Annotated in this window: 16 protein-coding genes; 8 read left to right on the forward strand and 8 right to left on the reverse strand. The window is 34.8% G+C overall.

All coding sequences use genetic code 11. The features are described from left to right. Window positions 1–11 precede the first annotated feature (11 nt). On the forward strand, window positions 12–911 hold the full coding sequence (locus HCO57_RS03525; protein ID WP_167988115.1) for an EamA family transporter: 900 nt from the start codon (window positions 12–14) through the stop codon (window positions 909–911). A 54-nt stretch (window positions 912–965) separates the two neighbouring features. Here HCO57_RS03525 and HCO57_RS03530 read toward each other — a convergent pair whose 3' ends face one another. After that, on the reverse strand, window positions 966–2,030 hold the full coding sequence (locus HCO57_RS03530) for a leishmanolysin-related zinc metalloendopeptidase (RefSeq protein ID WP_167987864.1): 1,065 nt from the start codon (window positions 2,028–2,030) through the stop codon (window positions 966–968). A gap of 217 nt (window positions 2,031–2,247) precedes the next feature. On the opposite strand from HCO57_RS03530, the gene HCO57_RS03535 reads away from it, so the two are divergent. From HCO57_RS03535 to HCO57_RS03555, 5 genes are all read left to right on the forward strand, one after another. Beyond that, the gene (locus HCO57_RS03535) at window positions 2,248–3,054 is read left to right on the forward strand and encodes a glucose 1-dehydrogenase (protein ID WP_167987865.1); all 807 of its coding nucleotides are present in this window, start codon (window positions 2,248–2,250) and stop codon (window positions 3,052–3,054) included. Window positions 3,055–3,207: 153 nt separating this feature from the next. Continuing rightward, window positions 3,208–3,897 (forward strand): guanitoxin biosynthesis heme-dependent pre-guanitoxin N-hydroxylase GntA, encoded by a 690-nt coding sequence (gntA, locus tag HCO57_RS03540; protein ID WP_167987866.1) that lies wholly within the window; start codon window positions 3,208–3,210, stop codon window positions 3,895–3,897. A 1-nt stretch (window position 3,898) separates the two neighbouring features. Beyond that, window positions 3,899–4,534, forward strand: a complete 636-nt coding sequence (locus HCO57_RS03545) for a DUF1989 domain-containing protein (protein WP_167987867.1) — start codon at window positions 3,899–3,901, stop codon at window positions 4,532–4,534. A gap of 108 nt (window positions 4,535–4,642) precedes the next feature. Further along, the gene (locus HCO57_RS03550) at window positions 4,643–4,795 is read left to right on the forward strand and encodes a YqaE/Pmp3 family membrane protein (protein WP_136949870.1); all 153 of its coding nucleotides are present in this window, start codon (window positions 4,643–4,645) and stop codon (window positions 4,793–4,795) included. A 55-nt stretch (window positions 4,796–4,850) separates the two neighbouring features. Beyond that, window positions 4,851–5,870 carry an AI-2E family transporter gene (locus HCO57_RS03555; RefSeq protein ID WP_167987868.1) on the forward strand — a complete coding sequence of 340 codons (1,020 nt, stop codon included), beginning with the start codon at window positions 4,851–4,853 and terminating at the stop codon, window positions 5,868–5,870. Between the two features lie 323 nt (window positions 5,871–6,193). Here the strand turns inward: HCO57_RS03555 and HCO57_RS03560 are convergent, their stop codons facing one another. The 6 genes from HCO57_RS03560 to HCO57_RS03580 all read right to left on the reverse strand — a co-directional run bounded on the left by HCO57_RS03560 (window position 6,194) and on the right by HCO57_RS03580 (window position 11,516). Further along, complete coding sequence (locus tag HCO57_RS03560) at window positions 6,194–7,210, reverse strand: helix-turn-helix domain-containing protein (protein WP_167987869.1); 1,017 nt, start codon at window positions 7,208–7,210, stop codon at window positions 6,194–6,196. A 21-nt stretch (window positions 7,211–7,231) separates the two neighbouring features. Further along, window positions 7,232–7,360, reverse strand: a complete 129-nt coding sequence (locus tag HCO57_RS16725; protein ID WP_262887804.1) for a hypothetical protein — start codon at window positions 7,358–7,360, stop codon at window positions 7,232–7,234. Between the two features lie 152 nt (window positions 7,361–7,512). After that, complete coding sequence (locus tag HCO57_RS03565) at window positions 7,513–9,681, reverse strand: ATP-binding protein (protein ID WP_167987870.1); 2,169 nt, start codon at window positions 9,679–9,681, stop codon at window positions 7,513–7,515. 3 nt (window positions 9,682–9,684) lie between these two features. Further along, window positions 9,685–10,131 (reverse strand): response regulator, encoded by a 447-nt coding sequence (locus HCO57_RS03570; RefSeq protein WP_136949866.1) that lies wholly within the window; start codon window positions 10,129–10,131, stop codon window positions 9,685–9,687. A gap of 15 nt (window positions 10,132–10,146) precedes the next feature. Next, window positions 10,147–10,701 (reverse strand): helix-turn-helix domain-containing protein, encoded by a 555-nt coding sequence (locus HCO57_RS03575; protein ID WP_167987871.1) that lies wholly within the window; start codon window positions 10,699–10,701, stop codon window positions 10,147–10,149. Between the two features lie 362 nt (window positions 10,702–11,063). After that, window positions 11,064–11,516, reverse strand: a complete 453-nt coding sequence (locus tag HCO57_RS03580) for a ferritin-like domain-containing protein (RefSeq protein WP_167987872.1) — start codon at window positions 11,514–11,516, stop codon at window positions 11,064–11,066. Between the two features lie 240 nt (window positions 11,517–11,756). On the opposite strand from HCO57_RS03580, the gene HCO57_RS03585 reads away from it, so the two are divergent. Then, window positions 11,757–12,119 carry a hypothetical protein gene (locus HCO57_RS03585; RefSeq protein WP_167987873.1) on the forward strand — a complete coding sequence of 121 codons (363 nt, stop codon included), beginning with the start codon at window positions 11,757–11,759 and terminating at the stop codon, window positions 12,117–12,119. 102 nt (window positions 12,120–12,221) lie between these two features. Continuing rightward, window positions 12,222–12,806 carry a hypothetical protein gene (locus HCO57_RS03590; RefSeq protein WP_167987874.1) on the forward strand — a complete coding sequence of 195 codons (585 nt, stop codon included), beginning with the start codon at window positions 12,222–12,224 and terminating at the stop codon, window positions 12,804–12,806. Window positions 12,807–12,872: 66 nt separating this feature from the next. On the opposite strand, the gene HCO57_RS03595 is transcribed toward HCO57_RS03590, so the two are convergent. Continuing rightward, window positions 12,873–14,240 (reverse strand): NAD-dependent succinate-semialdehyde dehydrogenase, encoded by a 1,368-nt coding sequence (locus tag HCO57_RS03595; RefSeq protein WP_167987875.1) that lies wholly within the window; start codon window positions 14,238–14,240, stop codon window positions 12,873–12,875. Between the last annotated feature and the right edge of the window lie 49 nt (window positions 14,241–14,289).

Raw genomic sequence — 14,289 nt, forward strand, 5'->3', positions numbered from 1 at the left:
TTGCGAACCGTATGTGGATGTATCTAGGCTTATTAGCAGCATTGTTTTTAGGATTACACAACCTTTGCAAAAAACATGCTGTACGTAATAATGAAGTGTACGGAGTGCTATTAGGCACTATTACGGCTGGCTTTTTAGTGCTTTTGCCTATTTTTATAGGTTCTCTATGGGCGCCAAAAACCATGCAAAACTTGCAATTAATGGTCAACCCCATTCCTGCAAAGGTTCATGGTTACATTTTAATAAAGTCTATGATAATGGCTTCTTCATGGGTTTTGGCTTACCAAGCACTAAAACATTTGCCCATTACCATAGTTACTCCCATACGCTCGGCTGGGCCATTTTTTACATTTTTAGGCGCCATTCTTATCTACCAAGAAAGGCCTAATGCTTTTCAATGGATTGGTTTCTTTTTAATTATACTTTCTGTTTTTCTTTACTCACAAATAGGCAAAAAAGAAGGTATTATATTTAAAAGTAATAAATGGATTTATGCCATTATTGCTGCTACCTTTCTAGGGGCTTCTAGTGGTTTGTATGATAAATTTTTAATACAATCATTAACCTTAAATCCACCAACGCTACAATTTTGGTTTTGCTTCTATACTATGCTTTTGGTTGGACTTATAGTCCTTATTAAATATAAGAATACCAGCAGTAGTAACTTGTCGTTCAACTGGCGATGGAGCATCCCAGCTGTGGGTGTATTACTGCAGTTTGCCGACTATTTTTACTTTAAAGCGCTACAAGACCCAGAAGCATTAATTATGCTTTTATCCGCCATAAAAAGGAGTCAGCTTTTAATTGCAGTATTACTTGGTGGCGTTTTGTTCAAAGAAAAAAACAAACGTAAAAAACTAGTTCCTTTAAGTGGAGTATTACTTGGCGTGTTCCTTATTCTGTATAGTTAAAATATTAAAAAACCCATCTGTTTAGATGGGTTTTTAATCTTTAGAAAGTAGTATTTACTTTTTTATGTTCACTACACCTATAGGTTGTAATAATATTTCTCGCTCTGCAATATGAATGCCCATATCACCATCGGCCTCTCTTGTAACGGCGGTATTGACACCTTCCGTTCCTTTTGGTAAATCATAAGATTCTCCTACACTAGCAGCTCCATAGCCTAAATCTTTCATGGAACCAGCTGTAATTCTGCTTAATGGGTTTTCTCCCAAATTTAAGTAGCCCGTCATTAACTCGTTATTCAATACAGATTCTCTCCAATGGCCATAAGCGGTACCAGGACCACCAGTGTTTTCTATAGGTAGTTCGTATGCTCCACCTTCTGCATTCCAGAATACGTTAGCTTTTTTACCTGCAAAAAACGGTTCCTCTGCAGACCCTTGTAATAAAGTACGTCCACCAGCATTCCATAAAGTGCCAACACCTAAAACATGGCCCATTTCATGCACAATAACCTCTTCAAACAAATCTATCTGGTCTAAAAAGTCTAAATCATCAATATCAAAAAACATAACACCAGAAAGTGTAAGATAATCGCTAGTACGTACAAAACGTGGACCAGCCTGTCCCAAAATCTGTCCAGGTCCATCTATTGGGGCTAATACTACTTCTATGATGACGTCGTCTACAGTTTCATTATCCAATACAGGAGGTACACCTTGAAAAGCAGAAGGTAATGTTCCAGTAAAAGAAGGCACATCTTTTATAATAATGCGCTCCCATCTTTCTGCAGCTGCCTCAAAAACAGCTTGTTGCCTTTCAGAAGGTGGAATTAAATATTTTAATGTGATATTAAATCTACCTCTATCAGGTCCTGCAGCAGAAGTTGTTTTTTCTATTGCACCAGCATCCGTTATTCCTTCTACCACAATTAATTCACTTGGGTCTGGGGCTAAGGTAAAACTTAATTTTTGGCTTTCTAATACCGTTTCTTCCACCTCCGCTGTAGTTTCTTCTGTACAAGAAGACAACAAAAACAGACCCGATAAAACACCCCAAGTCATGGTTTTCCAAGCCATTGTTACGGCAGAAAAACGATTTTTAAGCAAGTTTTTTTTCATCATTTAATTAGTCATTAAGAGTTATTCAATGGAATTGCGTAGGAATACTACAATTCGTTCTCGTTTAGCTAAATATATGATTTTTTTACAATTAATTAACACTTTTATATTATTAAACGCGTTCGCCATTTTCTAAAAAGCTTAAGGAGTTAAACTTAGTTGTATTTGTATTAATTGCACTACCCTATTGCTCCTAATTTTATAGGCTAAAACTTAGAATATGGAAGGCACCACATTAAATAATCAGACTGCTATAGTTACAGGGGCCAGCTCTGGAATTGGACAAGGTATTGCTTTTGCCTTGGGTAAAGCTGGTGCTAAAGTGGTTGTTAATTACCATTCTAATGCAGAAGGGGCTCAAGAAACTGTGGAAAAATTAAAAAGTTTTGGCACTGAAGCTATTGCTGTTAAAGGGGATGTAAGCAAGGAGCAAGACGTTATCACCCTGTTTCAAAAGGCAATTGCAGTGTTTGATGCTGTTGATATTGTAGTGCCCAACGCAGGTATACAAATAGATTATAAACTGCACGAGATGGCCTTAGAGGATTGGCAAAAAGTTATTGATATAAATCTGACAGGACAATTTTTATGTGCTCGCGAAGCAGTAAAATTATTTTTGAAACAAGGTGTTCGTGATCATATCTCTAAAGCAGCTGGTAAATTAATACATATTAGTTCAGTTCACGATGTAATTCCATGGTCCGGTCATATAAATTATGCCGCTTCTAAAGGCGGGATTGATATGCTCATGAAAAGTATTTGCCAAGGTTATGCAGCAGAAAAAATTCGCTGTAACGCTATTTCTCCTGGAGCTATAGCTACAAAGATTAATGAGAACGCTAGGGATACAGAAGAAGAGCGAAAAGAAATGCTAAAGTTAATTCCCTACGGCCGTATTGGTCAACCTAAAGATATTGGAGAAGTGGCCGCTTGGTTGGCTTCTGACCATTCTGATTACATAAACGGAGAAACCATTTATGTAGATGGAGGCATGACCACCTACCCTGGCTTTAAAGGTAATGGTTAATTCATTTGCCATAAAAATTAATGGATATGCCTATTGTAATTGCATTAACCTTTCGCTAATATAGACACCCTATCCCTAGATACTTCCTGTACTTTTGATACACAAACCAAGCCTCGCCAGCAAACGATAACAGAACACCTAAACACACTAAAAATGAGGCTAATTGAAAAAGAAACGAGTACGTGCGATTTAATCTTGACCCGAGAAAAGTTTGAAGATGCGCTAGAACATTTTTTGGTAGATCAAGACCATCCTTGCGTTATGGCAAAATCACTTTTTAAAATGGATAGAATGACCTATCATGTGTACGGTTCTATGGAACGTAATGATACAGCTGCAAAATTATTGCAGCACATTGAATCCTACTTGGAAGATTACGATTTTACAAATGACCGTTATGAGACGTATTTAGCCGCATTCCCGGCAGATGATTTTTCTACAGAGGAAGCTTTTGAGAACGCATTATGGACATTATTACAAAATATGCATCTACAGGATGACAAACAATGGGACCCTACAGTTTCTAGCAATCCAGAAAGTCCTGATTTCAGTTTTAGCATAAAAGGACGAGCCTTTTACATTGTTGGTATGCATCCTAATAGTTCAAGAAACGCAAGACGAAGCCCCTACCCCATGATTGCGTTTAATCTGCATTGGCAATTTGAGCGCCTACGAGAAGAAGGACTGTTTGAAAATGTGAGAGACCATATTAGACAAAGAGATTTGGAGAAAAATGGGAGTATTAATCCCGTTTTGCAAGACCATGGTATGGCTAGTGAAGCACTACAGTACTCTGGTAAAAACAACAATTTAAATTGGAAATGTCCTTTTCAAAAAATATAATATGACTACGATTGAACCCAGAAGCGGAACTTCTTTTACCCTAACAAAAGGGCAGTACCTATGTGTACAAGATATACAAGGTATGCAAGTGTCTGATATGGTTTTGTTTGCTGCAAATGATACCAGAGAACATATTTCTTCTGGAAAAACCTTGGATTTTGAAGGTACCATTAGATTAACCACGGGTAATTACATTTGGAGCAATCGTAGTAACAAGTTGCTAGAAATCGTTTATGATGATGTAAAACAGCACGATTTTCTTTTAGCTCCTTGTAGTAAGGAAACCTTTATGTATTTGTATGATGACCATGATACAACACATAGTTGTAAAAACAATCTAGAGTGCGCTTTAGCTCCCTACGGAATTAAAGCAGATGCAATACCTACAGCTTTCAACATATTTATGAATGTGAACGTAGGTTTAGACGGTAAGATAAAAGTGCTCCCGCCCATCAGTAAGGCGGGAGACATTATTGTATTTAAAGCATTAACTGATGTTATTGTGGCACTTACCGCCTGTAGTGCCAAAGATAGTAATGGAGGGAGTTTTAAACCCATTGGATTCCAAATAATGGAGAAATTAAATATTCCTGAAAATCAAAAAGTTAAACCAGAAGAATTTGGAATGGATTACTAGCGTCAATCGCAAATGAGTTCATTAAATAATCATATGAGCACAGCCTAGGTTATTCCCATTTCTAACTTTGAGGCCAACTAGTAAATTAAAAAACGATACAACACAATTATGTCCTTAGCAACAATTTTACTTAACATATTGTTACCACCTTTAGCAGTTGGGCTTAAACACGGATTAGGCCTTACTCTGCTGATAAGTATTCTATTAACCGCTCTTGCCTGGTTACCAGGTGTAATTCATGCTTTTATTGTAAATAAGTAAATTATTTAGGGCATTAGCCTTTACAACATCTATAACAAAGAGAATCTATCCTACCATGGATGCTTCCAAACGTGTAAAAGAACTAACCACCGTTATCGCAATAGCTTTGCTGATGGTGGTTTTTATCATTTTTTTCATCAAAGCATTCAAAGTAGTATTACTCCTCTTAGCGGCTGTACTCATTGCCTTATATTTTCATGGAATTAAAAGCTGGTTTCAACGCAAAACAAAATTATCCACCTCTGTTTCTTTAGGTTTTGCATTTTTAGCTACACTTCTTTTCTTTATAATTTTAGGTTTTTTAGTGGTTCCAAGCTTAGAAAGTCAGATACCACAATTAAAAGAGGAGTTACCTAAAGCGGCAAAACAGCTAAATAACCAATTTAAACACACCCAATGGTTTGGTGTCTTGGTAGAGCCTCTACAACAACAATTAAGCAATCAAAATGAAGGTGGAAAATTTATTAAACAATTTTTTAGTTCGTTTTTTGGTATTGCTGGTGATGTATATATAATACTATTTTTAGGAGCTTTTTTCACTATACAACCAAGCGTTTATACTAAAGGTTTTACGGGTTTATTTCCTAAAACTTATCAAAAGGATGTTGCTGAACTTATTAATAAGTTAGGAACAACCCTTAAGCATTGGCTAATGGGTAAACTTCTTTCTATGAGTGTAGTTGGATTGTTAACCTTGGTAGGACTTTTGGTTTTAGACGTTCCATTAGCGATAACCTTAGCCATTTTTGCAGCTTTAGTATCATTTATACCTAATGTAGGTCCGTTATTATCTTTAATTCCTGCAGTGTTATTGGCAGCCTCTATTAGCCCGCAACTAGCTTTATACACCATACTACTTTACATTGGAATACAATTTGTAGAAAGTAATCTTATTACACCCTACATTAATCAGAGAATGATTGCTATGCCCATGGCTTTGGTATTGTTAGCGCAAGTTGTGTTAGGATTGTTTACCGGTTATTTGGGATTAATTTTAGCGGTACCAATTATAGCTATTCTTATTGTATTGATTAAATTTATATATAAAGAGCGTCTATTAAAATCTACAGAATAAACTAACATACCGTTTGTTTTGCTATTTCTTACTAAACTACACAGGCACTAGGTTTTACCTTTTTAATATCCCAAATATCTTCAGCTATTTACAAATAAGCTATAACTACTACTTCTTTTATTTATAGGAATGGGTATGTAAGCATCAGATGTAACAAATGATTATCCTTTTGTATCTACTATAATTACGTGCTCGTAAAAAATTTAAGCTTATAATTTGGAGAGACACAAAATTATATACATCATAAAAAAACCGTCTACTAGCATGCTAATAGACGGCCAAATCACCACAAATCAATATGTATGAAAATCTTACTTATTAAGTTAAGCAGTTACCGCCAACTTAATTTTAGATTTGTATTCCACAGGAGAGCAGTTGTACTTTTCTTTGAATATTTTAGAAAAATAACTTCTACTAGAAAATCCTATAGTATATACAATCTCTGATATATTAAGGTCTGTTGTTTTTAAAAGCATTTCTGCTTTATTAATACGCTCATTACGGATAAAATCATTTACCGTAGTATTGTGCATCAATCTAAATCCTTCTTGTAATTTTGCTGGTGAAATACCTACTTTTTCTGATAAATCGGTTACCGTTTTATTGGTCTCTGGATAATTCTTTATAAAATCAGATACTTCTTTTACCAATCTTCTATCTCTACTATTAAGAGAGCCTAAAACTTCATCCTTAAGCAGTTTATCTCTTTGGTGTTGTTGTATCTCCATGGCAAGTATAATATGTACTAAACCTTCGGTCATTAAGGCGCGTACTAAACCTGTCATTTTAAGATTTTGTAATTGGCTTACGCTATCAGCAATTTTTAAATTGTAGGAGCCAACAAATCTATAATCTTCTTGATTTTGTTCTAAAAAAGTTTCTTTAAGTTGGTATCTTATGGTATTTGGTTTATCTGCCTGCAATAAACCATATACCCCAATGATACTAACATTAGTGCGCTCACCTGCTTTAAACTCAAGCACGTTTAGAGGAGAAACGCTATTGGCCATAATTGCCGTCTGGAATGGTTCTAAGGTTACAGATTGGTGATTCTCGCTAAACTTGTGACGTAGAGAACCTTCCACGCAATAGGCAAAAAATAAGGAATTTTGGGTTTCTGTTCCCAAAAGAATCTGTGTGTCTTCTTTAAAAGTTACATCAAACTCTAAATAGTTAATTCTTCCTTTTAAAGATAAACCGGTTACTTGGCCTCTACCGGTAGCGTTGTTAAAAGTTAATTGTTGCTCTTTTAAACCCGAAGTAGCTGTTGCACCTAATTGGGTTTTTAATTCTTCTAAGGCTTTGCCTAAGGTATTTGAGTGAATTGTGAATGTTTCCATGATGATTTGTTTTGTGTGATTTTATATTTCTTCTTCTACATTTTCATCTACTTCTGTAATAGATGTAGGTGTTGCGAAGTATTGCGATTTTGCGATGGTTCTGCCTACTTTGGCATATAATTTACTGGAGGAATCTGATTGTATATTCATAGCTTTCTTTGTTTGGCAATTTTGATATTTCAAATATCGTTTAACAGAAAGCCTAATACGTTACACAATTTTTCAATTGCGTTACATGATTTTTAGATTGCTCAGAAAAATTTATAAAACTATGTTAAAATGAAGAAGGTTTTTAGAAGTCGTTAAGAAATTACTGGTAATTCAACCGTAAATGTAGATCCTTCTCCCGGAAAGCCTTTGGCGTATATTTTACCTTTATGTTTGGTGATTATTTTACGGCAAATAGCCAAACCTATACCGGTACCAGTATATTGATGTTTTTGGTGCAGGCGTTGGAAAATATCAAAAATCTTTTCTCTTTTATCATTATCAAAGCCCATACCGTTATCAGTAACCGTAATTTTATGGTAGTCCATTGTTACCATAAGACCGTCATTCATGGCAACTTCTCTATGTACCACAGCTGCGTTGATGTTAATTATTACACCTTCTCCTTTTTTACGGTATTTAATGGCATTGCTAATTAGATTATTGAATAACTGCTCCATCTGAAAAGGAATACCCCGTACAACAGGCAATTCTCCTAATATTATTTCAGAATTAGTTTCTTCTAACTTTAAACTATAATCGTTTGCAAGACCCTCTAAAATAGTAGTAAGGTCTATTCGCTCAAAGGTTTCACCTCTTTTATCTATTCTAGAAAAGGAAAGTAAATTATTAATAAGCACACGCATTCTAGCACAACCGTCTAAGGCTCTTTCTAAAAACTGTTGTTTACGTTCGGGTAGTTTTTCTTCTCCCTCCATAACCCTAGACAAATACATTTGCACCTTGCGTAAAGGTTCTTGTAAATCATGACTTGCTACCCGGTTAAAGGATTCTAATTCCGTATTTTTTTTAAGTAATACCGTGTTTTGTTCTAACAAACGTTTATTTAAACGTACTTGTTTACTAATATCTTGAATAACACCTACCATTATTCTATCCTCAGAGTGCTCATCAAAAATGCCCGTTGTATACAAATGTACTTCCTTGCCAGACTTTTTTATCCCTCTAAAATTAAAGTCTAATGGTTTCTTAAGTTCGTAAGCCTCCTGTATTTGTTGCTCGTATTCTTCCAAGTCTTCTGGATGTACAAACATTCTAAATTTTTCTGGACCTGCATCAAAATCCCCTTTTTTATAACCTAAAATTCTATAGACGTTATCAGATAAAAAGGTTTCTTCTTTGTCTAAGTTCCATATATAGGAACCCATAGATGCAATTTTCTCTGCTTCGTTCAACAGGCTATTGCTAATCTCTAACTCACTATTTAGTCGTTCTAAATCTTGAGCATACATTTTGTTGCTAGTAACATCAGAAACAAGAACTTTTACATTGTCTTTAAAAGGAAAATAACGTACCCAAAAATACCTTCTTGCCGCATCTATATTAAAGTCTAAAATATCATTAGTTGCCTCTTGCGTGTTAAAACAATTTATCAAACGATCTAGTTCGCCACTTTTCTTCATAAAGGGATACACATCAGAAACAAGCATACCTCTTAATTCCTCTATTTTAAATACTGTTACACTTTCATTGGCCTTACTGGCGTAATCAATTCTAAAATCCACAACATCCCCTTCATCATTATAAACAGGAAGGTATAAGTTGGCAATTTCTTCCGTAGCTTCTAAAACACTTTCTAAAAACTCTGTAGTACGGACTATGTGTTTATTGTCTTTTGTTATCCGTACAAATGCTAATATTGAAATTAATAGTGAGATAAATCCTGCGGCGAAGAACAAAATTGCATAATACCTATTGCTTCTTTGTAAGTTGTTTTCGCTTTCTTGTACTTTGTGTTGTTGAAAAGCAATAATGTTGTCTTTGGCATTGTCAATATTATACAGAATACCATTCATCTCTTTAAACAGTCTTCTTACATCTTCACTATTGCTATTTTCTGCTTCAACAACCAAATCTAATTTGGTGAAAGCTTTTAGTAGACTATCGTGCTGTTTTTGTATGAGGTCTATGTGCTTTTTTTGTAGTGGGTCGTCTTTAAAATTTTTGTTGAGTTGATTTAAAATTTGCTGACACTGTTCTATAAGTGATTGAAATTTTTCTACAGGCACCCGTTGTTTTACAAAAGAGGATTGGAGCTGGGTTATTTGCAGCTCGTTATAAGTATTAAACAGCTTTTCTGCTTGTACTTGCTCCTTAAATAATTCTGAAGAAGCCAAGCGGTCATCGTCTAACTTGTAATATCTTATATAAGAAAAAATAAAAACCGCCAATAAAACCGTAAATGCAACTAGCATTGCAAATGTTTGTGCTTTATTGGAACGGTCTAACGCTCTTGTGGGCATAAATTATACTCTTAAAAGAAAATTTTCTTTATTCAATGCAGAGGTGTGGTATTGCCAGTTAATTTTTAAAACCCGTTCCACAGCCTTTTTTAACTCTGCAAAAGAACTGGGTTTAGTTAGATAAATATCTGCACCTCTAATAAACGTATCTTCAATATCTTTTTCTGAAGATGAAGTGCTGTAAATAGCTACCACAATATCTTTTAACAAAGGAGATGTTTTAATTTGTTTAAGACATTCCATACCATTCATAACTGGCATGTTTAAATCTAAAAAAATTAAATCTGGCTTATTAGCCACATTAGCATTTAAAAAATCCATCAATTCCCCTCCATGGCAAAAAGTGGTTAATTCTGTGTTCATCTGTAGGTCATTAATGGCCTCTTCAAAGAACAGACGGTCATCTAAGTCGTCATCCGTCAGGTTAATCTTTAATCTGTCCTGTAACATTGTGTGCTTGGTTAATTAATTAGGGAACATGCTTTTCCTTTTCTGAATAATCCGCTGAAATGCAGATGGCGTTAATCCCGTTGTCTTTTTAAATTGTGTGGACAAGTGGGCTACACTACTATAATTGAGTTCAAAGGCAACTTCTGTTAAAGACATACTTGTCTTTAATAAAAGCTCCTTGGCCATTTCCACTTTTCTTAGGATAATAAAACTCTCTATAGAAGTGAAGGTAGCTTCAGAAAACAAACTAGATAAATAGGAATAAGAGTAGTCTAATTCCTCTGCTAAAAAATCACTTACATTCCTTAATTGTGCTTCCTTATCCTTTAAATAAACGTCTATCAAAAATTTCATGCGTTGTACCAAGCTCAGTTTGGGGTCGTCTACTATTTCTATATGAAAGGTAGACAACTGGTCTTGTAACTCCACTTTTTCTGATAATTCTAAAGGCGTTGTAAGTTGCACTTCGTTTAAGTTGACCAAGTTGTATTCAATATTTGCATTTTTCAATACAAACTCAATTACCGATTTATAGGTTTGTGAGAGATCATATTTTAAATACAAGGTCATAAATGTGTCTGTTTACATCAAACAATATACAACAAACATAAGTCAATCTTTTAAACAAAATTGTTTTTTTAAGAAAACTTTGTTTAATCTATAACTCAGCATCATAAACAAAAATTTAAGTAAGTGAACATTTTATCGTTTATTAAAACGATAATTAAAATATGCTTAAACAGATATTTTAATTTAAGGTCTGGATACCAGCTTTATAATAATCTTAAGCAACTTAAAAGTGTTATAAAATCTATAATCTAGAAGAATTTTGTTTAACTGTTAGCCAAAGAAGAACTACACTATTAAAAAGAAAAAGGTTGCCAAAGTGGGCAACCTTTTTACAAACCAAACCAAACTAACCAAATAAAATCTTAGTGAATTTCTTCTAAGTAATTTGCGCGATTGTAGCTCTGCTCAATCTTATTTTTTTGTGCTGTTAAAATGTTTAAAGTAGATGTAGGAATTTTAGTTTCTTTAAGCACTTCTTGATAATCTTCCAAAGCTGCTTTTTCTCCATTTCTAACCTCTTCTAACATAGCTTCCTCATCGTCTTGAGAAAATAATGCTTTGGTATCTATCCAAGCTCTATGCATAGCACCTAAAACACTGCCTCCACTTTTATTTATATCCATTCCCTTTGCAACCAGCTCATGCTCTAATTCTGCTTTAAACTGATTTCTTTCATTTGCTTTATGCTCAAAAAAACGTTGCAATGTTGGATTGTCTATTTTTTCAGCGGCTTTGGTAAAACCTTGCTCTGCATCATAAGCCTTTGCTAATAAATTATTCAATTTATCTTCTGTGGTCTTTTCAAATAATGACATATTCTATACAATTTTTTATTTCTAAATTCTTTTTCTTCAACTGTGCCCTACAAAAGTTGTAATTATAATTGCTTAACCTTACTTCATATGGCATTGTAATTAACTCATTACGTTTTACTTATAAAAAGAAGTCGTTTTTCAATTGCGTTCATCTTATTTGTTTTTGGTGTAATATAAAGCCAGTAAACGTCGGAGTTTTACGGGTTGAACAAACAATACGAACAACTACAAGATAAAATCATGGGATTTCTTCACTTTAACCAACAAGACCTTATTATATACACTAACACAAATACGTTTTTACCAACAAATGGGCTAGAGAAGTCTTTAAAGAGATTGCGAAGTATAAATGTGAATAAAGAACGTCTACTACCTATAGTTTGGCAAGAGATAGTACATAAATTAATCCACCGAGACAAAAGTCTGCAACTACACGAAATAAACCTCTTAAAAGAGACTCCTAAAAGTATTCCATTTGCAATAGGTATAAAAAAAGGTAATATTAAAGCCTTACGGAATTACGATGAACTCTTAACTTATTACAATATAGGTTTGGAGTCCCCTAGAATTATAACAAAACAACAATTGAGAGATGTATCTTAAAATCAATCCATCGCGTCAAGGATTTTAGGATTTCAGCAAGGCATTGGCACAGCAGCCACCTACTTTTGCTACGACTTTAATAATAATTAAAAACAGTATCTCATGAAAAAATTACTAGTTAGTATAGCAGTAGCAACTCCTATTTTATTATCAAGCTGTAAAGTGGACCAAAAAAAAGAAGCAGAATTACCAGAAGTGGATGTTGATATTGAAACTGCAGCTGGACAATTACCTTCTTACGATGTGGATTGGGCAGACGTAAATGTGGGTACAACTACTAAAATGGTAGAAATCCCTAAAGTGGTTGTTGTAATGGAAGAAGAAGAGGTAGAAGTACCTTATATTGATGTGGATATGCCAGAAGACTTTGGAGACAAGAAAGAGCGTACCGTACGCGTAGAGGCAGAAATTGATGGCGTAGAACACGAACTTGATATTGATAAGATTTACGCTAGTGACAACAATTTAATTGTAGTATCTACATTAGAAAAAGGCGAACAAAATTTAGGTGATAAAAAAATGCGTATTTCTGACCAGGTAACATTGAAAGCTCCAGACTTAAATGTTAAGTATTACATTGTTGGTGAAAAACCAGAACGTGTATTTAATACAGAATATACATATGTTGAAAATATGTCTGAATTAGAAGAAAAACTAGATGGCTATAAAGAAATTTACAAAAGCTAAATTGCATTTTCTAAAAACAAAAAAACACCGCAATGCGGTGTTTTTTTTGTTTAAACTAAGCTGTAATTAATCTACCCAAATGGTTTTTGTATTGGTAAATTCTCGTATGCCATAACTAGACAATTCTCTTCCGTATCCACTGTTTTTTACACCTCCAAAGGGTAGTCTAGGGTCAGAAGCTACCAACTTGTTCACAAAAGCATTACCCGCTTCTAGTTGAAGCGCTAGTTTTTCTCCACGCTTCTTATCCCCCGTTAAAACGCCGGCTCCCAGACCAAATGCTGAAGCATTGGCTAGAGCCACAGCTTCTTGTTCATCTTTAGCTTTTATTACAGCGGCTACCGGGCCAAATAATTCTTCATCAAAACCCACCATACCTGGCTTTAAATTGGTAAGAATACTTGCAGGGTAATATGCACCTTCCCTATCGGGTATTTTTCCTCCTAAATGTAATACACCACCTTGTTCTACCGTTTTCATAACCTGCTCGTGCAACTCATCTCTTAAATCAGTGCGGGCCATTGGTCCGTAAAAAGCGGATAAATCCTTTGGCTCTGCCATTTTTGCTGCTTTCATACTACTAGTAAATTTCTCTAAGAACTCATCATAAATAGCTTCCACAACAATAAAACGTTTTGCCGCAATACATGTTTGTCCGTTATTTTGTAATCTACCATAAGTAGCCGTATCTACAGCTTTATCTATATCTACATCTTCCAAAATAATATATGCGTCACTCCCCCCTAATTCTAATACTGATTTTTTAAGATGTTTACCAGCAATAGAAGCTACGGAACGCCCCGCAGGGTCACTCCCGGTTAAGGTTACTGCTACAATCTTATCATTTGCAATGATGTTTTCTATTGCATCTGAATTCACATTTAAGTTCTGAAATAATCCCTCTGGAAATCCAGCTTTAGCCACTGCAGCTTCTAATGCAAAGGCACAACCTTGAACGTTAGATGCATGTTTAAGTACGCCACCATTGCCAGCCATTAATGCCGGAGCAATAAAACGGACAACTTGATAAAATGGAAAATTCCACGGCATAACAGCTAAGACCACACCTAAAGGCTGAAAGGTAACATAGCTCTTACTAGCTTCTGTTTTAATATATTTGTCTTGGAGTAACTCTGCGCCGTTGTCTGCATAATATCTACATACCCAAGCACATTTTTCTAATTCAGCTACAGATTGTTTTAGTAATTTACCCATTTCATTAGTTGCCAACTCAGCATACACTTGTTTGTTCCGTTCCAAAACATCTGCTAACCTGTGTAGATATTTTGCACGTTCATCAAAAGATTTAGTTCGCCATTGCAGATAGGCTTGGTGTGTTTTATCGATTTTAGTAACCGCCTCTTCAGTAGTAATTCTAGGGTATTCTTTTACAATTTTACCTGTAGCAGGATTTATACTTTTAGCAATTTCCATAAAGCAAACTTTTATTTGTATAAAATTAGCTATTCTAAATCTGCCAACT

This window comes from Croceivirga sp. JEA036 (assembly GCF_011882165.1).
Taxonomy (GTDB): Bacteria; Bacteroidota; Bacteroidia; order Flavobacteriales; family Flavobacteriaceae; genus Croceivirga.